23 protein-coding genes are annotated in these 26,725 nt (G+C 69.5%); 20 read left to right on the forward strand and 3 right to left on the reverse strand.

Features of this window, described 5'->3' with window-relative positions; all coding sequences use genetic code 11:
* The first annotated feature begins 92 nt into the window (after positions 1-92).
* Together ACIQBL_RS26905 and ACIQBL_RS26910 are read left to right on the forward strand one after the other, a co-directional pair.
* Positions 93-1,058 carry a 5-dehydro-4-deoxyglucarate dehydratase gene (locus tag ACIQBL_RS26905; RefSeq protein ID WP_401945565.1) on the forward strand — a complete coding sequence of 322 codons (966 nt, stop codon included), beginning with the start codon at positions 93-95 and terminating at the stop codon, positions 1,056-1,058.
* A complete protein-coding gene (locus ACIQBL_RS26910; protein WP_401945567.1) occupies positions 1,055-2,218 on the forward strand; it encodes a hypothetical protein in 1,164 nt (387 codons plus the stop codon). The genes ACIQBL_RS26905 and ACIQBL_RS26910 overlap by 4 nt, the downstream gene beginning before the upstream one ends.
* Here the strand turns inward: ACIQBL_RS26910 and ACIQBL_RS26915 are convergent.
* Positions 2,155-3,414 (reverse strand): MFS transporter, encoded by a 1,260-nt coding sequence (locus ACIQBL_RS26915; protein WP_401945568.1) that lies wholly within the window; start codon positions 3,412-3,414, stop codon positions 2,155-2,157. The two genes, ACIQBL_RS26910 and ACIQBL_RS26915, sit on opposite strands and share 64 nt — an antisense overlap.
* Positions 3,415-3,557: 143 nt before the next feature.
* Here ACIQBL_RS26915 and ACIQBL_RS26920 point away from each other — a divergent pair, with 143 nt between their 5' ends.
* The 16 genes from ACIQBL_RS26920 to ACIQBL_RS26995 all read left to right on the forward strand — a co-directional run bounded on the left by ACIQBL_RS26920 (position 3,558) and on the right by ACIQBL_RS26995 (position 21,126).
* Complete coding sequence (locus ACIQBL_RS26920) at positions 3,558-4,145, forward strand: TIGR03086 family metal-binding protein (protein WP_401945570.1); 588 nt, start codon at positions 3,558-3,560, stop codon at positions 4,143-4,145.
* Positions 4,146-4,222: 77 nt separating this feature from the next.
* Positions 4,223-4,972: an MBL fold metallo-hydrolase gene (locus tag ACIQBL_RS26925; protein ID WP_401945572.1), complete on the forward strand. Its 750-nt coding sequence runs from the start codon at positions 4,223-4,225 to the stop codon at positions 4,970-4,972.
* Positions 4,973-5,119: 147 nt separating this feature from the next.
* On the forward strand, positions 5,120-5,788 hold the full coding sequence (locus ACIQBL_RS26930) for a GntR family transcriptional regulator (RefSeq protein ID WP_401945573.1): 669 nt from the start codon (positions 5,120-5,122) through the stop codon (positions 5,786-5,788).
* Complete coding sequence (locus ACIQBL_RS26935; RefSeq protein ID WP_401945574.1) at positions 5,785-6,693, forward strand: dihydrodipicolinate synthase family protein; 909 nt, start codon at positions 5,785-5,787, stop codon at positions 6,691-6,693. The genes ACIQBL_RS26930 and ACIQBL_RS26935 overlap by 4 nt, the downstream gene beginning before the upstream one ends.
* A complete protein-coding gene (gene araD / locus ACIQBL_RS26940; protein WP_401945576.1) occupies positions 6,690-8,429 on the forward strand; it encodes an L-arabinonate dehydratase in 1,740 nt (579 codons plus the stop codon). The genes ACIQBL_RS26935 and araD overlap by 4 nt, the downstream gene beginning before the upstream one ends.
* A 144-nt stretch (positions 8,430-8,573) precedes the next feature.
* Positions 8,574-9,509, forward strand: a complete 936-nt coding sequence (locus ACIQBL_RS26945) for a carbohydrate ABC transporter permease (protein ID WP_401945577.1) — start codon at positions 8,574-8,576, stop codon at positions 9,507-9,509.
* Positions 9,506-10,390 (forward strand): carbohydrate ABC transporter permease, encoded by an 885-nt coding sequence (locus ACIQBL_RS26950; RefSeq protein ID WP_401945579.1) that lies wholly within the window; start codon positions 9,506-9,508, stop codon positions 10,388-10,390. The genes ACIQBL_RS26945 and ACIQBL_RS26950 overlap by 4 nt, the downstream gene beginning before the upstream one ends.
* 49 nt (positions 10,391-10,439) lie before the next feature.
* Positions 10,440-11,645 carry a Gfo/Idh/MocA family protein gene (locus ACIQBL_RS26955; RefSeq protein WP_401945580.1) on the forward strand — a complete coding sequence of 402 codons (1,206 nt, stop codon included), beginning with the start codon at positions 10,440-10,442 and terminating at the stop codon, positions 11,643-11,645.
* The gene (locus ACIQBL_RS26960; protein ID WP_401945581.1) at positions 11,645-12,490 is read left to right on the forward strand and encodes a PmoA family protein; all 846 of its coding nucleotides are present in this window, start codon (positions 11,645-11,647) and stop codon (positions 12,488-12,490) included. The genes ACIQBL_RS26955 and ACIQBL_RS26960 overlap by 1 nt, the downstream gene beginning before the upstream one ends.
* Positions 12,487-13,998, forward strand: a complete 1,512-nt coding sequence (locus ACIQBL_RS26965; RefSeq protein WP_401945583.1) for a glycoside hydrolase 43 family protein — start codon at positions 12,487-12,489, stop codon at positions 13,996-13,998. Before ACIQBL_RS26960 ends, ACIQBL_RS26965 begins: the two co-directional genes overlap by 4 nt.
* A gap of 114 nt (positions 13,999-14,112) precedes the next feature.
* Complete coding sequence (locus ACIQBL_RS26970) at positions 14,113-15,450, forward strand: ABC transporter substrate-binding protein (protein ID WP_401945584.1); 1,338 nt, start codon at positions 14,113-14,115, stop codon at positions 15,448-15,450.
* Between the two features lie 99 nt (positions 15,451-15,549).
* A complete protein-coding gene (locus ACIQBL_RS26975) occupies positions 15,550-16,335 on the forward strand; it encodes a rhamnogalacturonan acetylesterase (RefSeq protein ID WP_401945586.1) in 786 nt (261 codons plus the stop codon).
* A gap of 17 nt (positions 16,336-16,352) precedes the next feature.
* Complete coding sequence (locus tag ACIQBL_RS26980) at positions 16,353-17,663, forward strand: polysaccharide lyase family 1 protein (protein ID WP_401945588.1); 1,311 nt, start codon at positions 16,353-16,355, stop codon at positions 17,661-17,663.
* Positions 17,664-17,754: 91 nt separating this feature from the next.
* Positions 17,755-18,921 carry a pectinesterase family protein gene (locus ACIQBL_RS26985; protein WP_401945589.1) on the forward strand — a complete coding sequence of 389 codons (1,167 nt, stop codon included), beginning with the start codon at positions 17,755-17,757 and terminating at the stop codon, positions 18,919-18,921.
* 2 nt (positions 18,922-18,923) lie between these two features.
* Positions 18,924-19,964 (forward strand): pectinesterase family protein, encoded by a 1,041-nt coding sequence (locus tag ACIQBL_RS26990; RefSeq protein ID WP_401945803.1) that lies wholly within the window; start codon positions 18,924-18,926, stop codon positions 19,962-19,964.
* A 49-nt stretch (positions 19,965-20,013) separates the two neighbouring features.
* The gene (locus ACIQBL_RS26995) at positions 20,014-21,126 is read left to right on the forward strand and encodes a pectate lyase (RefSeq protein ID WP_401945591.1); all 1,113 of its coding nucleotides are present in this window, start codon (positions 20,014-20,016) and stop codon (positions 21,124-21,126) included.
* Positions 21,127-21,206: 80 nt separating this feature from the next.
* Here the strand turns inward: ACIQBL_RS26995 and ACIQBL_RS27000 are convergent, their stop codons facing one another.
* A complete protein-coding gene (locus ACIQBL_RS27000) occupies positions 21,207-21,983 on the reverse strand; it encodes a hypothetical protein (RefSeq protein WP_401945593.1) in 777 nt (258 codons plus the stop codon).
* 438 nt (positions 21,984-22,421) lie between these two features.
* Here ACIQBL_RS27000 and ACIQBL_RS27005 point away from each other — a divergent pair, with 438 nt between their 5' ends.
* On the forward strand, positions 22,422-23,213 hold the full coding sequence (locus ACIQBL_RS27005) for an HAD family acid phosphatase (RefSeq protein WP_401945595.1): 792 nt from the start codon (positions 22,422-22,424) through the stop codon (positions 23,211-23,213).
* Here the strand turns inward: ACIQBL_RS27005 and ACIQBL_RS27010 are convergent.
* Positions 23,210-25,354, reverse strand: a complete 2,145-nt coding sequence (locus ACIQBL_RS27010; RefSeq protein WP_401945597.1) for a family 43 glycosylhydrolase — start codon at positions 25,352-25,354, stop codon at positions 23,210-23,212. The two genes, ACIQBL_RS27005 and ACIQBL_RS27010, sit on opposite strands and share 4 nt — an antisense overlap.
* A 128-nt stretch (positions 25,355-25,482) precedes the next feature.
* Here ACIQBL_RS27010 and ACIQBL_RS27015 point away from each other — a divergent pair, with 128 nt between their 5' ends.
* On the forward strand, positions 25,483-26,637 hold the full coding sequence (locus tag ACIQBL_RS27015) for a right-handed parallel beta-helix repeat-containing protein (RefSeq protein WP_401945599.1): 1,155 nt from the start codon (positions 25,483-25,485) through the stop codon (positions 26,635-26,637).
* Positions 26,638-26,725: the final 88 nt, after the last annotated feature.

A 26,725-nucleotide genomic window follows, 5' to 3' on the forward strand; every position in this document is an offset into this window, starting at 1 on the left:
TGACCCATCCTGAGGCGGCTCCCTAGGGTGAGCTTGTTCAGAGATGTAGACATTGATCAGAAGAACGTACGCGCTTGTTCAAGGGAGAGCCCGTGACGCCAGCCCCTCTCGCCGACCGGCTCTCTGTCCCCAGCGGGCCGCTGTTCTTCCCCGTCACTCCGTACGGCCCCGACGGCTCCGTCGATCTCGACGTCTACCGCGCGCATGTCAGCCGGGGCGTCGAGGCGGGTGCCGCCGCCGTGTTCGCGTGCTGCGGCACCGGGGAGTTCCACGCGCTGCTGCCCGAGGAGTTCGAGGCGTGTGTCCGGGCGGCCGTGGAGGCGGCGGACGGGCGGGTGCCGGTGGTCGCGGGCGCCGGCTACGGCACCGCGCTCGCCGTACGGTACGCGCGGCTCGCGGAGAGTGCCGGGGGGGACGGGCTGCTCGCCATGCCGCCGTACCTGGTGGTCGCCGGGCAGGAGGGACTGCTGCGGCACTACCGGGAGGTGGCCGGGGCGACCGCGCTGCCCGTCATCGTCTACCAGCGCGACAACGCCGTGTTCACCCCGTCGACGGTCGTCGGACTCGCCCGCACCGAGGGCATCATCGGCTTCAAGGACGGACTCGGCGACCTCGACCTGATGCAGCGGATCGTGAGCACCGTACGCACCGAAGTCCCCGGCGACTTCCTCTACTTCAACGGACTGCCGACCGCCGAACAGACCCAGCTCGCCTACCGGGGCATCGGTATCACCCTCTACTCGTCCGCCGTGTTCTGCTTCGCCCCCGAGATCGCGCTCGCCTTCCACCGGGCACTCGCGACCGGCGACGACACCACGGCCAACCGCCTCCTGGACGGCTTCTACCGGCCGTTCGTCGAACTCCGTGCCCTGGGCCGGGGTTACGCCGTCTCGCTCGTCAAGGCGGGGGTGCGCCTGCGGGGACTGGACGTCGGCGAGGTGCGCCCGCCGCTGACCGAACCGGCCGAGGACCACGTCAAACAGCTCGCCCAACTCATCGAGCGGGGCTACGCGTTGATCGATACGTTGAGCGGGACATTGATCGAGGAGGACGCGTGAAGGCATCGGCTTTCGTCTACCCCTGGGACATCAACGGCGACCCCGAGGCGGGCGGCAGGATCGCCGCGCTCGGCGTCCAGCAGGCGACCCTCGCCTCCGCGTACCACTCCACGCGCGCGCTGACCCCCCGCCACCCGCGCCACCGCGTCGTCACCGCCGAGCACGCCGCCGTGCTGTATCCGCCGGACTCCCGTTGGCAGGGGCGGGAGTTGAGGCCCTACCCGGCCGGCGACTGGGCGCCCGGCGACGCCTACGGCGAGGCAGCCACCGCCCTCGCCGACGCGGGCCTCGATGTGCACACCTGGGTCGTGCTCGCCCACAACTCCCGCCTGGGCGCGGAACATCCGGACACCTCGGTGGTCAACGCCTACGGCGACCGCTACCCCTGGGCACCCTGCGTCGCCCAGCCCGCCACGCGCGCGTACCTCGTCGACCTCGCCGCCGAGGCGGCCGTACGCCCCGGCGCGCGCGGCACCGAACTGGAGTCCCTCGGCTGGTACGGCCTCACCCACCTGCACGCCCACGACAAGACCGCCGGCATCGGGCTCGGAGACGCCGGCCAGTACCTGATGGCTCTCTGCTTCTGCCCGGTCTGCCGGGAGGGCTACGGTGAACAGGGCCTCGACGCCGAGGAGTTGGCGTCGGCCGTACGGACCGCGCTGGAACCGGTGTGGCAGGGGGCACCCTCCGACGGCGGCTGGGCGGGGGTCGAGAAACTCCTCGGCGAGGCGAACGCGACGGCCACCCGCGCCTGGCGCGACGACAGGGCCCGCACACTCCAGGAGACGGCGGTGGCCGCGGTCCGGGCCGCCGCACCCGACGGCTTCCAGGTACTGCTGCACGCGGACCCGGAGTCGTACCACTGCGGCGCCAACGCCGGCGTCGACCCCGCGCACATCCTCTCGGTGGCCGACGGTGTCGTCGTCCCCTGCACGGCAGGCGCGGGTCTGCTGACCCCGTTCGCCGAACAGGGCCGGGACGGGGCGGTGTTGGCCGCCAACTTCACGGTGGTCTCCGGGATGGGAGGACGGCCGGGGGCGCTTGCGGCGGACGCGGCGCGGGCGCGGGAGCTGGGGGCGACCGAACTGCGCCTCTATCACGCGGGGTTGGCGTCGGAAGGGGACCTGGCAGGGGTGCGGGAGGCGTTGGGCGGGCTCTGAGGCGGGGGCGTTCTCGTCCCGAGCAGCGCCAGCGAAAGGCCCGTTGCGAGCAGCGCGAGGCCGATCAGGACCAACAGCAGCCGGTAGTCGGCCAGTTCGACCAGTGCCGCCCCCGCCGCCAGTCCGATCACGTTCGGTGTGAAGATCAGGGTGTTGGCGGTGGCGGTCGCCCGGCCGAGCAGCGGCCCCGGCAACTCGCCCTGCACAGCGGTGAACGCGGCGATCAGTACGCACGGCAGCCCCAGTCCGATCGCGGCGCTGCAGGCCAGGACCACGAGGTCGGACGGCACCGCCCGCGCGGCCACCGCGACCGCCGTGAGCGCGATCCCGGCCGCCCCGAACCGGCGCGCGCCGAGCCGTCGTAGCGCGGGCCCGGAGACCAGTCCGACCGCCACCGAGCCGGCGCCCTGCGCCGCGTACAGCACGCCGGTGTAGGCCGGGGCGTGCCCCAGGGCGTCGACGATCGCGTAGGTCGTGCTGCTGCTCAGGGAGGCGAGGAACATCGTGGCCCCGCCCGCCAGGACCAGCGGGCGCAGCCGGGGGTGCCGCCACAACTCGCGTACGCCTTCGGCGGTTTGGGCCCGCCAGGTGCCGGCGGGACGCTCGGGCCGCTCCTCGTGCGCGCGGACGAACAGCCACAGGCAGGCCGCCAGCACGAACGTGACCGCGTCCAGAGCGGCCACCGCGGGCCCGCCGAACGCCGCGTACAGGCCCGCGCCCGTCAGCGGTGCCACCAGCTTCATGCCCTCCACGGCCGTCATCCGCAGCCCGTTGAAGTCGCCGAGGAGGTCCCGGTCGACGACGGTGGCGAGGAGGGCCGACTCGGCGGGGTCCTGGACGACGGCAATGGTGCCGTAGACGAACAGGACGGTGAACAGGAGCCACAGGTCGGCGCGGGAGTGGACGGCGAAGAGGGTGAGGAGGAGGGCGGCCAGGCCGAGGTTCGTCCGGATCAGCAGCGGCTTGCGGCGGACGCGGTCGGCGAGCGTGCCCAGGGCCGGGCCGCACAGGGTCGGCGCCCAGACGGCGAACACGCACAACGCGGCGAGGCCGTTCGAGCCGGTGAGGTCCTTCACCCACACACCGGCCGCGAGCCCGAGCGCGGACGTGCCGAAGGCGGACACCACCAGGCCCGTGAAATACAGCCCCGCGTCGCGGTCCCGCAGGATGCGCGTCACCGTCCAGTTTGTCGTCATGCCTGGTCATCGTGGGTCTAAGGCGGGGGAGACGGCATCGGGCAGGTGCCCTACATATACGGGGTCGCGGAGGCGCGCGATGAGTTTCGGGTCCGCCGTCGGTCCACCTCACGACAGGAGACCGATCCCCCGAAGGGAAGCGCATGACCGACAGCATCTTCGACCTCGGCCCGCAGACCCGTGTCGTCGCCCGTCTCGTGGAGGGCGTCACCGACGAGCAGCTCAAGGACGTGACCCCGTGCCCCGGCACCGCCGTACGCAACATGCTGGGCCATCTGCTCGGCCTGTCCGTCGCCTTCCGCGACGCCGCGCGCAAGGACCTGGGCGTCATGACGGACACCGCACCGGACGCCGCCGTCCCGGACATCGGCCCCGGCTGGCGCGAGGACTTCCCCAAGGTCCTCGACGGACTCGCCGAGGCCTGGCGCGACCCGGCCGCCTGGACCGGCATGACCCGCGCGGGCGGCATCGACCTCCCCGCCGCGGTCGCCGCGGCCGTCGTGGCCGACGAACTGGTCATCCACGGCTGGGACCTGGCCCACGCCACCGGCCAGACCTACGAGCCCGACCCGGCCGCGCTCCGGGCGTCGTACACCTTCCTGCTGGCGGCGGCCGAGGACCCGACCGGGGGCGGGGGGATCTTCGGCCCGGTGGTGCGGGTACCGGTGGACGCGCCGCTGCTGGACCGGGCGGTGGGCCTGAGCGGACGGGACCCGGGCTGGAAGCCGTAGAACATCCCGAGGCCGGGCGCCAGGGAACGCCCCGAAATGTGAGCGTCCCGGCCCCCGGAACCGTACTCTTCCCCACCATGCCTCTCAGTCTCACCGTCCTCGGCACCGCCTCCCCGCATCCGCGTCCCGGCCGACCCTGCTCCGGGTATCTGCTGCGCGGTGGGGGCGCCGAGGTGTGGGTGGACGCGGGGACCGGGACGTTCGCCGAATTGCAGCGGCACACGGATCCGGCGCGGCTCACCGCGATCTGGATCTCGCATCTGCACGCCGACCACAGCGCCGATCTCCTCGCGGCGGCCTACGCGTTCGCCTTCGGCGGGATGACCCCGGCCGCACCGATCCCGCTCTACGCCCCGCAGGACTGCGCCCGCCGGCTCGCGGGCTTCTTCGGGCAGCCGGACGTACGGTTCCTGAGCGGCGTCTTCGACTTCCGCCCGCTCTACGACGGCCACTCCGTCCGGCACTGGAACCTCCGGCTCACCGCGCGCGCCGTCGTCCACGACACCGAGGCGTACGGGCTGCGCGCCGAGTGCCAGGGGAGTGTCCTCGGGTACTCCGGGGACAGCGGCCCCTGCGACGCACTGGCCGAACTCGCGGGCGGCGCCGACGTGTTCCTCTGCGAGGCCGACATCGACCGGCATCGCGAAGGCGAACGGCAGGTGCATCTCACGCCCGAGGACGCGGGCGCCTGGGCGAAGGGCGCGCGCGAACTCCTCATCACCCACGTGGGACCCACCCTCACCAGGGAATCGGCCCTGGAACGCGCCGCCGCGATCTTCCCGGGCCGGACCTCCGCCGCCCTCGAAGGCGTCACCAAGATCATGTGACGTCCTTTCCCGTTCCTTTGTCAGAAGCATTGACGAAACACAGGGCCGCTCCTACCTTCAACGCGTCGTACTTCGTACGTCATATATGAGACGCGATACGCGAGATCAGATACGCGACCGCAGCCACGTGACATCCGAGAGGCGCGCATGACCTCTGTGCCCACGCCGATCCCCTCCCGCACGCAGTACGTGCAGGAGGAGATCAAACGCCGCATCCTCACCGGACAGTTGACGCCGGGTCAGCCACTGGTCGAGACCGAACTCGCCGCACGGTTCGGGGTGTCCAAGACCCCGGTGCGCGAGGCGCTCAAGACCCTGGCCGGTACCGGACTCGTCGTGATGAACCAGTACAAGGGCGTCACGGTGCGCATGGTGGACGCGGACATGGCGCGCGAGGTCTACGACGTACGGCTGCTCCTCGAACCCGAGGCGCTCCGGCGGGCCGTACGGCGCAAGGCCTCCCTGGACGCCGCGCGCGACGCGCTGACCCGCGCCGACGAGGCCACGGACACCGCCGAACGCTCCCTCGCCAACCGGGAGTTCCACCGCGCCCTGTACCTGCCGTGCGGCAACCCGCTGCTCGGCCGGATGCTCGACGAGGTCCGCGACCAGGCAGCCCTCGTCTCCGCCGTCGCCTGGGCCGCCTCGCCCTCCTGGGAACGCGAGGCCGGCGAACACCGGGAGATCCTGCGGCTCGCCCTCGACGGCGACGCGGACGGCGCGGCCACCGCGCTGCACGCCCACATCGCGTCGTTCGTGCGACGGGCCTTCCCCGACGCGGAGTTCGGGGACCAGGGAGAGGACGGTCAGGCATGACAGCGGCGTTCGAGACCAGGCGGGCGGCCCTGGCCGACGTGGTGGCGATCCCGGTGACCCCGTTCGCCGAGGACGGCACCGTCGACCAGGACACCCACCGGGCCCTGCTGCGCCGGCTGCTCGACGGCGGGGTCGGGATCCTCACGCCCAACGGGAACACCGGTGAGTTCTACGCCCTGACCCCTCAAGAGCGGCAACTGGTGACGGAGTTGACCGTCGACGAGGCGGGGGACCGGGCCATCGTCCTCGTCGGTGTCGGTCACGACGTGCCGACCGCCGTCCAATCCGCCCGGCACGCCCGCGAGTTGGGCGCGGACATGGTCATGGTCCATCAGCCCGTCCACCCCTACGTCTCACAGGACGGCTGGGTCGACTACCACCGCGCCATCGCCGGGGCCGTGCCCGACCTCGGCGTCGTCCCGTACATCCGCAACGCCCAGCTCCCCGGCGCCCGCCTCGCCGAACTCGCCGACGACTGCCCGAACGTCATCGGCGTCAAGTACGCCGTCCCGGACGCGGCCCGCTTCGCAGCCTTCGCCCGGGACGCGGGGCTCGAACGCTTCGTGTGGGTCGCCGGTCTTGCCGAACCGTACGCGCCCTCCTACTTCTCGGCGGGCGCCACCGGCTTCACCTCGGGGCTCGTGAACGTCGCCCCGTCCGTCTCGCTGAACATGATCGAAGCGCTTCGATCAGGAGACTATCCGGGGGCGATGAAGGTGTGGGAGCAGATCCGCCGGTTCGAGGAACTCCGTGCGGCGAACGGCTCCGCGAACAACGTCACGATCGTCAAGGAAGCGCTTGCGTCCCTCGGCCAGTGCCGCCGTGACGTTCGCCCGCCCAGCAGGCCCCTGCCCGAGAGCGAGCGCGCCGAGGTCGCCGCGATAGCCGCCGGATGGTCCATATGAATGCCCCTGTCACCAGAAAGCGTCCCGAGGAACTCAGAAGCCACCAGTGGTACGGCACCGACGGGCTGCGCTCCTTCAGCCACCGGGCCCGGACCCGTCAGCTCGGCTACCTCCCCGAGGAACACCTCGGCAAGCCCGTCATCGCGATCCTCAACACCTGGTCGGACATCAATCCCTGTCATGTGCACCTCCGTGAGCGCGCCCAGGCGGTCAAGCGGGGCGTGTGGCAGGCCGGCGGCTTCCCCCTCGAATTCCCGGTCTCCACGCTCAGCGAGACCTTCCAGAAGCCGACCCCGATGCTCTACCGCAACCTCCTCGCGATGGAGACCGAGGAACTGCTGCGGTCCTATCCGGTCGACGGAGCCGTGCTCATGGGCGGCTGCGACAAGTCGACCCCCGCGCTGCTCATGGGTGCCGCGAGCGTCGACCTGCCCACTGTCTTCGTGCCCGCCGGGCCGATGCTGCCGGGGCACTGGCGCAACGAGATCCTCGGCTCCGGCACCGACATGTGGAAGTACTGGGACGACAAGCGCGCCGGCCTCATCGGCGACTGCGAGCTGACCGAACTGGAGAGCGGCCTCGCGCGCTCGCCCGGTCACTGCATGACCATGGGGACGGCGTCCACGCTGACGGCCGCGGCGGAGGCGCTGGGCGTGACCGTGCCGGGGGCGTCGAGCATTCCCGCGGTGGACTCGGGGCACGACAGGATGGCCGCGTCATCCGGCATGAGGATTGTTGAACAAGTCCACAAGGGGCGTGTTCTCTCGTCGATCCTCACCCAGGACGCCTTCGAGGACGCGGTCACCACCGTCCTCGGCCTCGGCGGCTCCACCAACGCCGTGATCCACCTCATCGCCATGGCCGGCCGCGCCGGCGTCCACCTCACGCTCGACGACTTCGACCGCATCGCCCGCACGGTCCCGGTCCTGGCGAACGTACGGCCCGGCGGACAGACGTACTTGATGGAGGACTTCCACTTCGCCGGCGGCCTCCCCGGGTTCCTCTCCCGGATCACGGACCTGCTCCACCTCGACCGCCCGACCGTCTCCCACGACACCCTGCGCGAACAGCTCGCCGGCGCGCGGGTGCACAACGACGACGTCATACGACCCCGCGGCAACCCGGTCGCGCACGAGGGCGGGGTCGCGGTCCTGCGCGGCAACCTCTGCCCGGACGGCGCCGTCATCAAGCACATCGCCGCCGAACCCCACCTGCTCAAGCACACCGGCCCCGCGGTCGTCTTCGACGACTACCGGACCATGCAACGCACCATCAACGACCCGGAGTTGGACATCACCGCCGACAGTGTGCTGGTGCTGCGCAACGCGGGCCCCAAGGGCGGCCCGGGCATGCCCGAGTACGGCATGCTCCCGCTCCCCGACCATCTGCTCAAGCAGGGCGTCCGGGACATGGTCCGGATCTCCGACGCCCGGATGAGCGGCACGAGTTACGGCGCGTGCGTGCTGCACGTGGCGCCCGAGTCGTACGTCGGCGGACCACTGGCGCTCGTCCGGACCGGGGACACCATCACCCTGGACGTCGAGGCGCGCACCCTCCAACTCAACGTGGACGACGAGGAGTTGGCGCGACGCAGGGCGGAGTGGACACCGCCGCCCGCACGGTACGAGCGCGGCTACGGCGCGCTCTACAACGACCAGATCACCCAGGCGGACACCGGCTGCGACTTCGAGTTCCTGGCCCGGCCGGGCAAGGTGCCGGACCCGTACGCCGGTTGAGCACCCTCGCTCTTTGCATGTCCGTTGAGCAAGCGCTTCCTATACCTGAACCGCACACCTGTACCTGAACCGCCCCCGTACCTGAACCGCCCCCGTACCTGAACCGCACCTGCTCCACCCGCCCCACTGGAACGGAGAACAGTCATGGCCCAAGCCGCAGCCGTGGCGAAACCGCCCGCGCCACCCCGGCAGCGCCGTGCCTCCGCGACCCCGCGCAGGCTCCCGTACCTGCTGATCGCCCCGGCCGCGCTGCTCATGCTGGGCTTCATCGCCTACCCGGTGATCAGCGTCTTCTACTACAGCCTGCAGAACTACAACCCCACCAAGCCGTGGCGCAACGGCTTCGCGGGCCTCGACAACTTCACCCACGCCTTCACCAACGACCCCCAGTTCTGGGACACGTTGACCTTCAGCGCCAAGTGGGTGATCGTCGAGGTAGGCCTCCAACTGCTCTTCGGACTCGCACTCGCGCTGATCGTCAACCAGACCTTCGTGGGCCGGTCCATCGGCCGCGCGCTGGTGTTCTCCCCGTGGGCCGTCTCGGGCGTACTGACCTCCGCGATCTGGGTCCTGCTCTACAACTCCCAGACTGGCGTGACCCGTTACCTCGCGGACATGGGCATCGGCCAGTACGGCACGAGTTGGCTCTCGGACCCCTCAACGGTCTTCTCCGCAGCGGTGGTTGCGGACCTCTGGCGAGGCGTCCCGTTCTTCGCGATCCTCATCCTCGCCGACCTCCAGTCCGTGTCGAAGGACCTGTACGAGGCCGCCGAGGTCGACGGCGCGAGCCGCTTCCAGCAGTTCCTGCACATCACGCTGCCGCACCTCAAGGACGCGATCGTCCTCTCCACCCTCCTGCGCGCGGTATGGGAGTTCAACAACGTCGACCTCCTCTACACCCTGACCGGCGGCGGCCCGGCCGGCGAGACGACCACGCTCCCGCTCTACGTCGCCAACACCAGTGTCGAGGCCCACAACTTCGGCTACGCGTCGGCCCTCACCACGGTCGCGTTCGTGATCCTGCTGTTCTTCTCGATCGTCTATCTGCGCCTGAGCAAGTTCGGAGGCGGCGACAAGTGATCACCGAGATCGCCCCGGCCCGCGAGCGGGAGACCGCCGCACCGCACCAGCCGCGCAAGGTCCGCCGCGCCTGGGACGAGGTCCCGCGCTGGCAGATCTACGTCCCCCTGGGCATCTACCTCGTCTTCACCCTGATCCCCTTCTACTGGATCCTGCTCTTCGCGTTCCGCCCGGCCGGCTCGACCTCCCTGGTGCCCTGGCCGATGACCTTCGACCACTTCCAGAAGGTGTGGACCGAACGCGGCTTCGGCGTCTACTTCCAGAACAGCGTCTACGTCGGTGTGGCCACCCTGGTCCTCACCACGGTCGTCGCCCTGGCCGGCGGCTACGCCCTCGCGCGCTTCGAGTTCAGGATCAAGCGCGCCTTCATGCTGGCCCTGCTCTGCTCCCAATTCGTGCCGGGCGCCCTGCTGTTGGTCCCGCTGTTCCAGATCTTCGCCAAGCTCCAGATGATCAACTCGCTCGGCAGCGTCATCATCGCGGAGACCGTCTTCCAGCTGCCGCTGTCGATGATCCTGATCAGCGGCTTCATCAGGAACGTCCCGCAGTCCCTGGAGGAGGCCGCCTGGGTCGACGGCTGCAACCGCTTCGCCGCGTTCCGTATCGTCGTCCTCCCGCTGCTGCGGCCGGGGTTGATCGCCGTCGGCTCCTTCGCCTTCGTGCACGCGTGGAACCACTTCCTCTTCGCCCTGATGTTCCTCTCCGACCAGAGCAAGCAGACCATCCCGGTCGGCCTCAACACCCTGATGGGCGCGGACAGCGTCGACCTGGGCGCCCTCGCCGCGGGCGGCATCGTCGCGGCCGTACCGGTGGTGATCGTGTTCGCCTTCATCCAGAAGTGGCTGATCACCGGGTTCAGCGCGGGGGCGGTGAAGGGATGAGGCAACCGCTTACCCTGCTGGCGAAGATCGTCGACGCAGGGAGAATCCCATGACATCCAAGACCGGCCCTACGACCGTCACCGCGCAGGCTCCTACGACGGCCCCCGCGCCCGTCACCCTGCCCGTCCCCGTCGTCCTCGCCGGCGCCCGAGGCCACGGCCGCTGGCACGTCGAGAACATCCGCCGACTCCAGGACAAGGGACTCGTACGCCTTGCCGGCATCTGTGAGCTGACGCCCCTGACGGAGGAGGAGTTCGGGGGCGGACTCCCCGCGCAGTCACCGGACTTCGGCGCCCTGCTCGACTCCACCGGCGCCCGGGTCGCGGTGATCTGCACCCCGATCCCGACCCACACCGACCTCGCCCTGGCCGCCGCGAAGCGGGGCGTCCACCTGCTGCTGGAGAAGCCGCCCGCGCCGTCGTACGCCGAGTTCCGCCGGATGGCCGACGGGGTCGCCGCGGCCGGGGTGGCCTGCCAGATCGGGTTCCAGTCGCTCGGCTCGCACGCCGTGCCCGCGATCCGTGAGCTGATCGCCAAGGGCGCCATCGGCACGCTGACCGGGGTCGGCGGGGCCGGTGCCTGGGCGCGCGACGAGGCCTACTACCGGCGCGCCCCCTGGGCGGGCAAGCGGCGCCTGAACGGCGTCGACGTGATCGACGGCGCGCTGACCAACCCCCTCGCCCACGCCGTGGCCACCGCCCTCGCGCTGAACGGCACGACCCGCGCCGAGGACGTCACCGGCATCGAGACGGAACTCGTCCGCGCCAACGACATCGAGTCCGACGACACCTCCTGCGTCCGCGTCACCACCGTCCAGGGCCGCCCGGTCACCGTCGCCGTGACCCTGTGCGCCGAACACCCCGGCGAGCCCTACGTGGTGGTGCACGGCAGCCACGGCCGGATCACCTACTGGTACAAGCAGGACCGCGCACTGCTCCAGCGGGCGGACCACGGCCCCGAGGAGTTCGAGTACGGCAGCACGGACCTGCTGGAGAACCTGGTCGCCCATCTCGCCGACGGCGAGGAGCTGTTGGTCGAACCGGACTCAACAGGCGCCTTCATGAAGGTCGTTGAGGCGATCCGCCAGGCCCCCGACCCGGCCCCGCTGCCCGCCGACGCCTGGCACCTGATCCCCGCCGAGAACCGCCGGGTCGTCCCCGGCATCGACGCGCTGGTCACGGCGGCGGCCGACACCCTCGCCCTCTACTCCGAGCTGGGCGCCCCCTGGGCCCCACCGAAAGAGGTGAGCCCCTGATGATCACCCATGACACGCCGGTGCTGCGCGTCGCGGGCCGCCCGGTCGCCCGGTACGTCACCCGGCCCGAGCTGCCCGCCCGGCTCTCCCCGCGCCCGTATCTGCACCCCGTCACCACCCTGGCCGGTACAGCGGTCACCGAGCTGAGCCCCGCCGACCACACCCACCACCTCGGCGTCGGTGTCGCCGTTCCCGACGTCGAGGGGCACAACTTCTGGGGCGGACGCACGTATGTGCGTGAGCAGGGGCCGGTGGCGTTGGACAACCACGGCGCCCAACGCCACACCGCCTTCCAGCTCCGCGACCCCGACGGCTTCGTCGAGGAACTGCGCTGGATGGCGTCCGGCGCCGAGCTGCTGCGCGAACGCCGTACGGTCGCGGCCACCGAACTCACCGACACGGCATGGGCGTTGGACTTCACGTTCTCCCTCACCAACGTGACACCGACCCCACTCTCCATCGGCAGCCCCGCCACCAACGGCCGCCCCGGCGCGGCCTACGGCGGCTTCTTCTGGCGGGCCCGCAAGGAGGCCGAGACGCCGCACGTCTTCACCGCCGACCGTGCGGGCGAACCGGAGATCCACGGCACCCGCGCCGACTGGCTCGCCCTCGCCGGCACGGGCTGGACGCTGGTGTTCGCCGGCGCCACGGACCGCTCCCGCGAGGACCCGTGGTTCGTCCGCACCGCCGAATACCCGGGCGTGGGCGGGTCGTTGGCCTGGGCCGAGCGGCTGCCGGTACCGCCCGGCGACACGGTCGTACGGCGGATCGTCACCGTAGTCGCCGACGGCCGCCTGGACCGGGCCGAGGCGGCGGCGCTGGTGCGGAAGGCGGTCGGCCAGTGACGCACGAGACGTACACCAACCCCGTCCTGAACGCCGACTGGTCCGACCCGGACGTCGTTCGCGTCGGCGACGACTTCTACCTCACCGCGTCCAGCTTCGGCCGTGTACCGGGCCTGCCGCTGCTGCACTCCCGCGACCTGGTGAACTGGACCCTGATCGGCCACGCCCTCCAACGCCTCGAACCGGCAGGGGAGTTCACGTCTCCCCGGCACGACTGCGGGGTCTGGGCACCGGCGTTGAGACACCACGACGAACGCTTCTGGATCTTCTGGGGCGACCCCGACCAGGGCATCTTCCAGATCAACGCCCCCGAGATACGCGGCCCTTGGACCCGCCCGCACCTCCTCAAGGAGGGCAAGGGCCTCATCGATCCCTGCCCCCTGTGGGACGACGGCAACGACGAGGCCTACCTCGTCCACGCCTGGGCCAACTCCCGCGCGGGCATCAAGAACCGCCTCACCGGCCACCGTATGCATCCCGACGGCACGACTCTGCTCGACGACGGCAAGGTCATCGTCGACGCGGACCGCATCCCCGGCTGGTTCACCCTGGAGGGCCCCAAGGTCCACCAACACGACGGCTGGTTCTGGATCTTCGCCCCCGCCGGGGGAGTCGAGACCGGCTGGCAGGGCGTGTTCCGCTCCCGCGGCTTCTTCGGACCGTACGAGGAAAAGGTCGTCCTGGAGCAACGGGACACCTCGGTCAACGGCCCGCACCAAGGCGCGTGGGTGCGCACCCCGTCCGGCGAGGACTGGTTCCTGCACTTCCAACAGCGGGGCGCCTACGGCCGGTTGGTCCACCTCCAGCCGATGCGCTGGGGTGATGGGGGCTGGCCGGTCGTCGGCGACGAGGGCGCCCCCGTAGCCGTACACCGGAAACCGGACCTGCCGCCGCAGCCGGCCGCCGCGCCCGCCACCGACGACGACTTCCCCGGCGGACGGTACGGCCGCCAGTGGCAGTGGACGGCGAACCCGCGGGACGGCTGGGCCACCCACCACTCGGGAGACGGCCTGCGGCTGACGTGTGTCCGCTCGGCCGACGCGCACGACCTGCGCAAGCTCCCCAACCTGCTCACCCAGCGGCTCCCCGGCACACCCGTCGTGGTCGAGACCGAACTATGCCTGCACAGCGCGGAATTGGGGGCGCGGGCCGGGCTGGCCGTGCTCGGGGACGCGTACAGCTGGATCGGACTCCAGCGGGGTGCGGACGGGCTGGTGCGGTTCGTGCACCGCTTCGCGGAGCCGGTCGCCGAGCGCGAACGCGACGCGGGGGAGTCGTGCCTCGCACCCGAGGGGCGGGTCCGGCTGCGCATCGAGATCGGTACCGGGGCGCGCTGCCGTTTCCTCTACGACGTCGGGGACGGGCCGCGTCCGACCGGCCAGGTGTTCGCCGCCACCCCCTGGCGCTGGGTCGGCGCCCTGCTCGGGCTCTTCGCGCTCGCGCCCGTCGGCACGGGACATGCCGGCGCGGCCACGTTCACGTGGTTCCGGATCACGCCTCTTCATTGACTCAGCCTGCCCGTACGCCTGTTGGGAGTCGCCATGACGCACCTCCGTAGCAAGCGCTTGCCAGCCCTTCGTGACGTCAACACCCCGTTGGATCCACCGGAAGAGAGCCGACCTATGAAGACCAGCATCCGCAGAAGCAGGCGTGCCGCCACGGCCGTCGCCCTGGGCTCCGTGCTCGCGCTGACCGCCACCGCCTGCGGCGACGACGGCAGCGGCGGCGCGGGGGACAAGGGCGGCGAGGGCTCCGGCAAGGGCACGATCACCTTCTGGGACAACAACGGCGGTGTCCGCACCGACATCTGGAAGCAGATCATCGCGGACTTCGAGAAGAAGTACCCCGACATCAAGGTCAAGTACGTCGGGATACCCGCCGCGAGCGCCCAGTCCAAGTACGACACCGCCATCCAGGGCGGCGGTCTGCCCGACGTCGGCGGAGTGGGGACCGCGGTGCTCGCCGAGGTCGCGGTGCAGGGGGCGCTGGAGCCGTTGGACAGTCGGCTCAAGTCGAGTTCGCTGAACGGCAAGTTGAGCCAGAATCTCATCGACGTCAGCAAGTCCGCGGGGGGCGGGGACACGCTGTACCAGATCCCGACCTCCGCCAACAACGGCACGCTGTGGTACCGCACCGACCTGTTCAAGGCGGCGGGGCTGGACGCGCCGACCACCTGGGCGAAGTTCTACGCCGCCGCCGACAAGCTCACCGACAAGGCGAAGAACAAGTTCGGGTTCACCATCCGGGGCGGTGAGGGGTCGATCGCGCCGGCGCTCGACGCGGTGTACGGGCAGACCGGGATCACGTCGTTCTGGAACGGGGACAAGACGACGGTCAACGACCCCAAGAACGTTGCCGCGTTGGAGAAGTATATCGGCCTGTACAAGAAGGACACTCCGTCCGCCGACCTCAACAACGACTTCACCAAGATGGTCGCGCAGTGGGACAGCGGCACGATCGGGATGCTGAGTCACAATCTCGGGTCGTATCAGGATCATCTGAAGGCTCTCGGCGCGGACAAGTTCAAGGGCATTCCCAATCCCACGCTGGAGGACGGCACACGGGTGCAGATCTCCAACCCCGTTGACGGGCTGAGTCTGTTCAAGTCCAGCAAGAACAAGACGGCCGCCTGGAAGTTCATCGAGTTCGCGGTGTCCGCCGCGGAGAACTCCAAGTACAACGAGTCGGCGGGGCAGGTTCCGGCGAACACGGACGCGGCACGCTCCGCGTGGATTCAGAAGTCCGAGCCCACGCAGTTGGCTGCGGAGGCGCTCAACGGGGCCGACACGAAGATTGTGCAGCTGCCGTATTACCTGCCGGACTGGAACACGATCTCCAAGGCGGACAACGAGCCGAACTTCCAGAAGCTGTTGCTGGGGAAGATGACGGCGAAGGCGTTTCTGGACACGCTCGCGGACCAGCTGAACAAGGCGCAGGCGGACTGGAAGAAGAACCACTGAGTTCGGGTGGTTTCGGTTTGCGGGGGACTGCCGGCCCGTTGTGGCTGGTCGCGCAGCTCCCCGCACCCCTGAAAGACAAAAGCCGGAAGGTGAACCATCGTGTCTCTCACCCGCAGACAGGTCACCCTTGCTGGTCTCGCTGCCGTTCCATTACGAGCTGGTCGGCAGAAGGACCGTACTCTCCACATCGCCGGTGATTCCACCGCCGCCCAGAAGTACTCCACCGAAGCCCCGGAAACAGGGTGGGGAATGGCGCTCCCCTTCTTTCTCAGGAAGGGAGTGAAAGTCGCCAACCAGGCCGTCAACGGGCGGAGTTCGAAGAGCTTCGTCGACGAGGGGCGGCTGGACGCCATCCTCGCCGCCATCCGGCCCGGCGATTTCCTCCTCGTCCAGTTCGCGCACAACGACGAGAAGAGCGCCGATCCGACCCGCTACACCGAGCCCTGGACGACCTACCAGGACTATCTGCGGCTGTACGTCGACGGGGCCCGGGGCCGTGGCGCCCGGCCCGTGCTCGTCACCCCGGTCGAGCGCCGCAGGTTCGACGTCGACGGCAACGCCGTGCCGACGCACGGTGATTACCCGGCGGCGATGCGGGCGCTCGCGCAGGAGGAGTGTGTCGCGCTGCTCGACATCGAGGCGTTGTCGCTCGCGCTGTGGCAGCGGCTCGGAGTCGAGGAGACGAAGGTCTACTTCAACTGGACCGGCACCGAGCAGGACAACACGCACTTCAATCCGCCCGGTGCGATCGCCGTGGCGCGGCTCGTGGCGCGGGAGTTGGCGCGTACTCGGGTGCTCGCGCCGCGTGACGTCGTCCGGCTGCACGAGGACATCCCCACGTCCTGGATCACCTGGCCCGAGGCGACGGACGCCTCGGACGTCTGAGCAAGGAGACCCGCACCATGCGTACACAGAAATGTCATGGACGCGTCATAGCTGCGCTGGTGGGCTGCACCGCCATGGTCGTCGCGGTCACCACCACGACGGCCCAGGCCCATCCGCGCAGCCTCGCCCGCGAGGAACTCGGGGCAGGTGACGGCTGGGCCTCCTACGGCACCGGCACCGGCGGTGGCGCCGCCGCCACCCCCGATCACGTCTACACCGTCACCAACTGGGCCGAATTCAAAGCCGCGTTGGCCGACGGCGGTACCGCGCCGAAGATCATCGGCATCAAGGGGACGATCGACGCCAACGCCGAGGGCTGCGACTCCTTCGCCGCGCCCGGCTACGACTTCGCCCAGTACCTCGCCACCTACGACCCCGCCGTCTGGGGCTACGGCCAGAACCTCGACAACGAGCCCGCCGACAGCCCCGAGGGCCTGCGCCGGGTGTCGGCCGCCAACCAGGACACGGCCATCAAGGCCTACATCCCCGCCAACACCACCATCATCGGCATCGGCGGGAACGCCGGCTTCAAGGGCGCCAGCCTGCAGATCAAGGCCGTCGACAACGTCATCGTCAGGAATCTCTCGTTCGAGAGCCCGCTCGACTGCTTCCCGCAGTGGGACCCGACCGACGGCGCCACCGGCAACTGGAACTCCGAGTACGACAGCGCCGTCATCTACGGCTCCACCCATGTCTGGCTGGACCACGACACGTTCACCGACGGCGCCCACCCGGACAGCTCGCTGCCCACCTACTTCGGGCGGATCTTCGAACAGCACGACGGCGAACTCGACATCGTCAAGGGCGCCGACTACGTCACCGCCTCCTGGAACGTCTTCAGCGACCACGACAAGACGATCCTCATCGGCAACAGCGACAGCGCCTCCACCGCCGCCGTCGACCGGGGCCATCTGAAGGTGACGCTCCATCACAACCTGTTCGCCAACCTCGTCGAACGCGCGCCCCGCGTCCGCTTCGGCCAAGTCGACTCCTACAACAACCACTTCGTCGCCGAGCCCGGATACGGCTACAGCTACGGCATCGGCAAGGAGTCCCAACTCGTCGCGGAACACAACGCGTTCACGGTCCCGGCCGGTATCTCGCAGGCCACCGTCCTCAAGAAGTGGTCCGAGGCGCCGCTCACCGCCGACGACAACTACGTCAACGGCACCCTCACCGACCTGATCGCCGTCCACAACGCGGGTGTGCCCACCGAGATCCTCCAGTCCGGCGCGGGCTGGACACCGACCCTGCGCACGAAGATCGACCCCGCGAAGGCCGTGCCGTGCGTCGTCGACCGCGGCGCGGGCGCGGGCCGCCTGCGCTGACACCACCACCGCACCGGGACCGGGCCGGTCCCCTCCGACCGGCCCGGCACCGGCGCCCACCTCACGAGCCACACCGCGAAGGAGCACCCGCATGCCCTCGCACCACCAACTCCCGCTTTCCAGAAGGGGATTCCTGATGGCGAGCGCCGGCGCGGGCGTCGCGCTCGGCCTCGGCGCCGTCCCCGCTCTCGCCGTCGGCCGGCCGCACCCGCCGTTCGGCCGGTACGGTTCGCCGTCCGCGCGCCTCACCCCGCTCACCCTGTACGTCGACCCGCGCGGCCGGGGTGACGTCACCACCGTCCAGGCCGCCGTCACCGCCGCGACCGGTGCCGGGTACACCCTCGTCATCGCGCCCGGCGTCTACCGCGAGACGGTCACCGCCGGAGTCACCGACCCCGCCACCGGCCAACTCACCCCCGCCGCCTCCGAGATGACCTGGATAGGCGCGAGCGAGAACCCGTGTGACGTCGTCATCGTCTACGACAACGCCAACGGCACCCGGAAACCCGACGGTTCGGGCACCTACGGCACCTCCGGCTCGGCCACCACCCTCATCCGCACCGACGGCTTCACCGCCCGCCGGATCACCTTCGCCAACGACTGGCTGCGTGCCGACCACCCCGACATCACCGGCACACAGGCGGTCGCGATCAAGGTGCAGGGCGACCGTTCGGCGTTCTTCGACTGCCGCTTCCTCGGCCATCAAGACACGCTGTACGCCGACTCGTTCGCCCTCGGGGTCTTCGCCCGCCAGTACTACGCGCGCTGCTATGTCGAGGGAGACGTCGACTTCGTCTTCGGGCGGGCGACGGCCGTCTACGACCACTGCCACTTCCGGACCCTGAACCGCACCGGCCTGGCGACGGCGCCGTACGGCTTCGTGTTCGCGCCCTCCACGGCGGTCGCGAACCCGCGCGGATACCTGGTGACGCGCAGCCGGGTGAGCAGCCAAGCGCCGGACACCTACTACAAGTTGGCCCGGCCCTGGGTGCCCGGCTCGGACACCACCGCCCGCCCGATGCTCACCGTGCGGGACACGGTGCTCGGCCCGGGGATCGACGCGGTGGCGCCGTACACCAACATGTCGGACACCTATCCCTGGCAGAGCCAGCGGTTCGCCGAATATCGCGACTCGGGCCCGGGTGCCGTGATCAGCGTGCCGGAGAACCGGCCCCAACTCACGCCCGCCGAAGCCGGGTTGCACACCCCTGCCGCCTATCTCGGCGACTGGAACCCCGGGGCGGAGGCGCTGAGATGACCCTGCGCAGACGCACACTCCTGACGGGATTGACGGGATTGACGGGGATCGCCGGTGGGCTGGTGCCCGCCGTTGCCGTGCCCGCCGTAGCGCTCGACCGTCGTCGTGTGCTGCATGTGCGGCCCGGTGACTCGGTGCAGTCGGCCGTGGACGCGGTGGACGGCGGCGGCTGGACGATCGTCGTGCACCCGGGGACGTACCGCGAGGTCGTCAACGTGCCTGCGGGGGTGGGTGAGTTGACCCTGTGCGGTGCCACCCGGGACCCGCGTGACGTCGTCATCGTCCACGACAACGCCAACGGGACGCAGAAGCCGGACGGTTCGGGGACGTACGGTACGGCGGGTTCCGCGACCTTCACCTCGGCGGCGCCCGGTCTGACCGTACGGGACCTGACCCTCGCCAACGACTGGCTGCGCGCGGACCATCCGGAGATCACGGGGACGCAGGCGGTGGCCGCGTATGTGACGGGGGACCGTTCGCGGTTCTCGCACGTCCGGCTGCTGGCCCACCAGGACACGCTGTTCGTGGACACGTCGGCGCTGGACGCCTTCGACCGGCAGTACTTCTCCCGCTGCTACATCGAGGGGGACGTCGACTTCGTCTTCGGGCGGGCCACCGCCGTCTTCGCGGACTGCCACTTCCACACGCTGCAACGGGACGTGGCCTTCACCCCGAAGGGCATGGTGTTCGCCCCGTCCACCGCCCGCGCCAACCCGCACGGCATCCTCGCGGTCCGCTCGCGGATCACCTCCGGTGCCGAGGACGCCGCGTACAAGCTGGCCCGGCCGTGGGTCCCGTCGTACGAGACGACGGCCTGGCCGTCCCTCGTGGTGCGGGACACCCGGATCGGGCCCGGCATCGACCCGGTCGCGCCCTACGCGAACATGCGCGACGCCTATCCCTGGCAGTCGATGCGCTTCCACGAGTACCGCAACACAGGACCGGGCTCCGTGATCACCGTCCCGGAGAACCGGCCCCAACTCACGGCTGCCGAGGCCCAGTTGCACACCCCTGCGACGTACCTCGGTGACTGGCGTCCCTGAAATCCTCCATCCGCAGCAAAGAAGAGAACGACGAAAGGACCGCACTCCTATGTCTCGTCGTACCGCTCTCACCCTGGCCACGGCCCTCGCGCTCGGCGCCGGGCTGGCCGTCCTCCCCACCCAGGCCCAGGCCGCCACGGTCGTCGTCGACACGACCGCCGAACTGACCAGCGCCATCTCAAGTGCCACCGCCGGTACTGTCATTCAGGTGCGCGGCGGCACGTACTACCCGACGTCCACCCTTCAGTCCACGACGAACGGCACCTCGTCCTCGCCGGTCACGCTCACCGCGTACGGCTCGGAGACGGTGAAGATCGACGGTTCGTCGCTGCCGTCCGGGTCCTGGATCTTCAAGCTGACCGCCGACTACTGGAACGTCTCCAACATCACCTTCCAGAACTCCCCGGACAGCGCGGTCGTGTGCCAGTCCTGCACCGGCACCAACTGGAGCAACGTCAAGACCATCAACGGCGGCGACTCCGGCTTCACGCTCACCGGCGACGGCACCGTCAACAACACGGTCAAGAACCTTGACTCGTACGGCAATTACGACGCCGCGACGCACGGCCAGAACGCGGACGGGGTCGCCATCAAGTTCGGCTCCGGCACCGGGAACCTCGTCACCGGCGCCCGCCTGTACAACAACTCGGACGACGGCATCGACCTCTGGTCCTTCTCGTCGCCGGTCACCATCGAGCACAGCTGGTCCTTCGGCAACGGGGTCAACCGCTGGGGCGACTCCGCCTTCGAGGGCAACGGCAACGGCTTCAAGCTGGGCGGCAACGGCGTCACCGTCGCCCACGTCGTCAACAACTCCGCCGCCTGGGGCAACGCCGGCAACGGCTTCACCGAGAACTCCAACACCGGCGCGATCGTCATCAACCGCACCACCGCGTACGCCAACAGCGGCTGGGGCTACTACTTCGCCACCAGCTCCGCCAAACTCGGCAAGAACCTCGCGGTGAGCAACGGCAGCGGCTCGGTCAGCAAGGGCTCCGCGGTCACCTCGGCCGGCAACAACTGGGACTCAGGCATCTCCACCCCGTCCTTCGTCTCCACGGACGCGTCGACGACGTACAACGCCCGCTCGTCCAGCGGCACGTTGCCGACGACGACGTTCCTGACGACGGGGAGTTCGACGATCGGCGCGACGATGAACTGACCTGGCGCGTGGGCTCGGTCGCGGTGTGGTGGCACCGAGACCGGGCCCGGTCGCCAGGACGAACTTCCTGTGCTGTCGCGCTACTCGAACCAGTTCTCGCGGAACTCGGCGACCCGGTCCCGCAGGACCGAGGCCCGGGGATCGTCGGCCAGCGGTGCGAGTCCGGCCAGGAGCGCGTCGAGTTCCCCGAGCAGCTCCGGGTCACCGTCCTGCATGCGGTCGATCCCGGGTTCCACGAACAGGTCGAAGAAGACGCTCATCGCCCGGACCTGCGCCACCGGCGGTTCGTGCGCGGCGGGTGTCTCACCCGGGTGGGCGAGATGGGCGGCCGGGTGCGTGAGGATCCAGCCCGCGTAACCCCCGTCGGCGAAGACGAGGTCCAGGTCGCGGGCGACGCGGAGCCGGAGCAGTTCCCGGGGGGCGGTGGACGGGTTGTCGTAGGCGCACAGCAGAAGATCACCGCCCGGACCGGTCCAGCGGAGGTCCGTGGGCGGTGCGTCGAAGTTCTCGGGCCTGAGGGAGCGCAGGCTTCCCTCGACGGGTGGTGCGTCGAGCCAGGACATCGGGGCCCGGGACGCGGGGAACGCCTCGTCCGGCACGGTCAGGGTGACTCCCTTCAGCTCCTCGTCGGCCTTGCCGAACCGGAACTCGTCGTTGGGGGACGACAGCCAGTCGACGCTGCCGAAGGTCTCCGACAGCAGTGACTCGTGGCCGCGCTGATCCGTGTGGGGGGAGACCGATACGATCCCGCCCAACGGGGTGAAGCGCGGCCGGTAGGGGAGGGGTGGCCCCGAGACGGCGACCGGATGGTGGTCGGGCAGCAGGAGGTCGGTCCGGGCGGCCGGCGTGGATCCCATGGGTGTTCCTTAGCGCAGCGGGGTCGCGGGAGGCAGCGGGCAGGATCTTCCGAGCCTCGTCCGCAACGCTCACCGGCACCGTCCGCCTCGGTGACCTTCACGTCGGTGAACATTCCGGCGATCAACTCGTCGTTGTCCACGTGACCGTCCGCCATGTCGACCAACGCCTCGTGAATGCCCGTCAGACCGAGCACCAGCGTGCCCGCCGCGCTGGACCAGGTCCTCGCCGTCACCCATTGTGCGTTCCCCCGTTCGCAGTCGCGTCCACAACCCCGGGAGAGGATGACCAAGAGGAGGTCGAGTGCGCCCCATGCGCGGGCAATTCCCCGGCCTGTGCGTTGTGTATCGATCGGATAAAGGTCCTCGCGTACTGGGTTGTGATGCGCGTAGATAGTCCCTGACCTGGTGCATCACCCATCAACCAGATCCGGAGATCCCATGCGGAAGTCCCTCAGAGCGGCCGCCGTCGGCGCCGCCTGTGTCGTCGCCGGTGCCGCCCTGTACGGCACTGGCGTCGCCACGGCCGGCCAGTCGACGGCCAACTCGACTCACGAGCCCTACAACATCGGGCTGTTGACGAAGGACATCGACACCTACTACGGCACCACGCTCGACAGCAACGGTGTGTACCAGGCCTCGGCGACCAGCCCGTACGCCAAGGACCTGGCGCGCATCGACGCGTCGGCCAAGAAGTACATCGACGAGGCCGTGCGCAAGCACCACAAGGGCGCCAAGCCCGCGGTCGTCTTCGACATCGACGACACGCTGCTGCTCAGCCTGGACTACGAGAAGAAGAACAACTACGGCTACAGCTCGGCCACCTGGGCCACCTACGTGGCCCAGGCCAACCGCCCGGAGGTCTTCGGCACCCCCGAGCTGGTCGAGTACGCCGCGTCCAAGGGCGTCACGGTCTTCTACAACTCGGGTCTGAAGGAGTCGCAGCGCACCTACGCGGTCGACAACCTGAAGAAGGTCGGCGCCGACGTCAACCTCGACGCCGACCACATGTTCCTCAAGGACACGGCCAACCCGCCGGCGTACCTGAGCGACTGCGCCACCGTGACGGCCTGGACCTGCACCACCGTGCAGTACAAGTCCGGCACCCGGAAGCACATTGAGGACCTCGGGTACAACATCATCGCCAACTTCGGCGACCAGTACTCGGACCTCGACGGGGGCTACGCCGACAAGACGTACAAGATCCCGAACCCGACCTACTTCGTCAGCTAGTCCGTACGGGCAGTCCGTACGGGGCTGATCGACCCGAGGGTGGGCACCGCCGGCAGGATCGTCCCGTCCGCCGCGAACCGCAGGCGGTCGATCGTGGTCTCCCGGTGCGTGCCGTCCCCACCAGGCTTTCCTGGCCCGTTCAGGGCGAACCGGTGGTAGACGATGTACCAGTCGTCGGTCCCCGGAGCATTCACCACGGAGTGGTGGCCGGTGCCCAGGATGCCGTACTCGGGGTTCTTGGACAGAATCGTGCCCCGCTCGGTCCACGGACCGAGCGGGGACGGTCCCGTCGCGTAGGCCACGTGGTAGTTCTCGCTGCGGGTGTCGTCCTCGGACCACATGAAGTAGTAAGTCCCCTTGCGCTTCACCACGAAGGACCCCTCACGGAAGTCGCCCGCCGTGATCTCCTTCACCTCCGTCACGTCGTACGACGTCATGTCGTCGTTCAACGGCACGACATACGCGTGCCCGTTGCCCCAGTAGAGATACGACTGCCCGTCGTCGTCCGTGAAGACCGCAGGGTCGATCATCTGACCTGTGAACTGGCCCTTCTGTATGAGGGGTTGGCCCAGCGCGTCCTTGAATGGGCCTGCGGGCGAGTCCGCCACCGCGACCCCGATCTGCTGCTCCGCGCAGAAGTAGAAGTAGTACTTCCCGTCGCGCTCCGCTACCGCCGGCGCCCACGCGTTCTTGTCGGCCCAGGAGACGTCCGACCCCAGGTCGAGGACGACTCCATGGTCCTGCCAGTGGGCCAAGTCCGTTGAGGAGTACGCCTTGAAGTTGGTGCCGCCCCAGTCCGCGTAGCCGTCGCTCGTCGGGTAGATCCAGTACCGCCCGTCGAGAAAGTGCCCGTCCGGGTCGGCGGTCAGCCCCGGCAGTACGGGACTTCGCGTCTCCACGGCCTCCACTGTCCAGGCCCGGCTCGTTCCGTCTGCTGCCGTGACCGTGTACGACTGCGGCTCACGGAAGTCGCGCGCGGTACCGGACGGCGGGCTGAGCGTCGCACCGGTACCGATGGCGAGCGAGGGCGCCAAGTGCCTGGGATCCACGCCCGGTTGCATCGGCAGCACGACCTTCGACGAGGCCTCCGTGACGACGGCGTACCCGCGCTGTCCCTCGACCGTCGCGTCAACGACCGATGCCGAGGTCACCGGACAGGCGGCCGACAGCCGGTCGTACTCCGCCCGCGTCACAGGTACGACGGTGCCGTGGCGGGGATTCGGGGGCAGTTGGTGATCCGTGCACGGAATCCACTCACCGGAGTCGAGATCGGTCGTCTCGAAGGGGACGTAGCCGCGCAGACCGTACTCGTCGACGAACAGGTACCACTTCTCCTCGGTGTTGGACTTGAACACCGTCGGCCCCTCGCCCCGCTCGATCGCCCCGCTGCCGATGCACTCGGAGACGAAGTCGTACGAAGTGGAGGTCAGTGAGGTCGACTTCTCGCCGGTGATGAACTTCGAGCAGGGTGAGCCGGCGGCCGTATCGCGCTCGTCCTTGGTGTAGCGGTAGTAAGTGTCCTTGTACCGCACGACAGTCGAGTCGATGACGGAGTGACCCGGGTCGTCCCAGACCTTCGGGTCGCTGAAGGTGCGGAAGTCCTTCGTCGTCGCGTACAGCATGCGGTTGTACGTCGAGCCGGTGTGGCCGGGGTCGTCGTCGGCGTACAGCTTCGACGCCCAGAAGACGACGTACTCACCGAGCGAGTCGTCCCAACAGGCCTCCGGCGCCCAGGTGTTGCCCGCGTTGTCCGGGGCCACCCGCACCAGCCGCCGGTCGGTCCAGTGGACCAGGTCCGTCGACTCCCAGATCATTACCGACCTGCTGCCGTGCCGCTGGACATCGTCCCAACTGCCGCTGCCGTTCCGGTACATCCGCAGATCGGTGGCGATCAGATAGAACCTGTCGCCCTCGGGGGAGCGGATCACGAACGGGTCGCGCAGCCCCTTCTCGCCGATCGTGGAGGAGAGGACGGGCCGGCCGCCGTTCAACTCCCGCCAGTGCAAAGGGTCGTTGCCACGGCTGAGGGCGTAGCGGATCTGCTCGCCGTCGGCGGTGTCCTCCCCGGTGAAGTAGACGAAGAGGTAGCCGGCGTACGGGGGTCGGGTCACGGGCGGTGCTCCTGAGTGCGCATGGCACATAGTTTTGCTTCTTTTCCGGTGCCCGCGGCAACCCTTTCCGGCCACGGCGGCGACCAGGACTCAGAAACGGGCAGGGGCGGCCCCTCCGGTCCGTTTCGTCCTCGTCATCCAGGAAAGGAACCAACGCCGTGCGTACGAGCACCGGACGCCACCGCAGGACCCGCACCCTCTCGATCGCCGCCGCGGTGGCCGTCGCCGCGGGGGCGGGCGGCGTCTACCTCGGCCTCAACAGCGGCGGCGCGCAAGCCGCTTCGTCGACGGTCACCGTGTCCACCACCGCGCAGCTGGAGTCGGCGGTGGCGAACGCCGTAGCCGGTACGGTCATCCAGGTCCGCGCCGGCACCTACACCCCGGCCGCGACCCTCAAGTCCACGGCGAACGGCACCAGTTCGGCCCGGATCACGCTGGAGGCGTACGGCACGGAGAAGGTGAGGATCGACGGCTCCAAGCTGCCCGCGGGCCAGTGGCTGGCCGGTATCTACGGCGACTACTGGACCGTCCAGAACCTCACCTTCCAGAACTCCCCAGCGCAGGGCTTCGTAGCCACGTCCTCCGCCGACGGCGTCTTCAAGAACCTGGTCACGGCGAACAACGGGGACTCCGGCTTCACCCTGCGCGGCGACGGCACGACCAACAACCTCGTGCAGAACCTGGACAGTTACGGCAACTACGACGCCGCAGGACACGGCCAGAACGCCGACGGCATCGCCATCAAGTTCGGCTCCGGCACCGGCAACAAGGTCACCGGCGCCCGCCTCTACAACAACTCCGACGACGGCCTCGACCTGTGGCAGTTCTCCTCGCCGGTCACCATCGAGCACTCCTGGGCGTTCGGCAACGGCAAGAACCGCTGGAACGACTCCGCCTTCGAGGGCAACGGCAATGGCTTCAAGCTCGGCGGCGGAGGCGTCGCGGTCGCGCACGTCGCCAACGACAACGCGGCCTGGGACAACAGCCTCAACGGCTTCACCGAGAACTCCAACACCGGCGCGATCGTCCTCAACCGCAACACGGCGTACTCGAACGCGGCGGCGGGCTTCTTCTTCGCCACCAGCAAGTCCCGCCTGGCCCGCAACCTGGCGGTCGGCAACAAGGGCGGCCTGGACAAGCTCGGTTCGGGGACGGTGTCCGCGGCGAACAACTGGGACGGCGGCGTCACGACTCCGTCCTTCAAGTCGACGGACGCGACGACGGCGTACGGCGCGCGGTCGTCGAGCGGGACGCTGCCGACGACGACGTTTCTTACGACGGGGTCGACGACCATCGGCGCGACGATGGATTGAGGTGCCGCTCACTGCGAGCTCTGCTTTTCAGGGGGGCGATGTGCAGGGCTGACGCGCGAAGGGCCCCGGTAGTTGTGAGCTGACCGGG

The organism is Streptomyces sp. NPDC088350 (assembly GCF_044753545.1).
GTDB lineage: Bacteria > Actinomycetota > Actinomycetes > Streptomycetales > Streptomycetaceae > Streptomyces.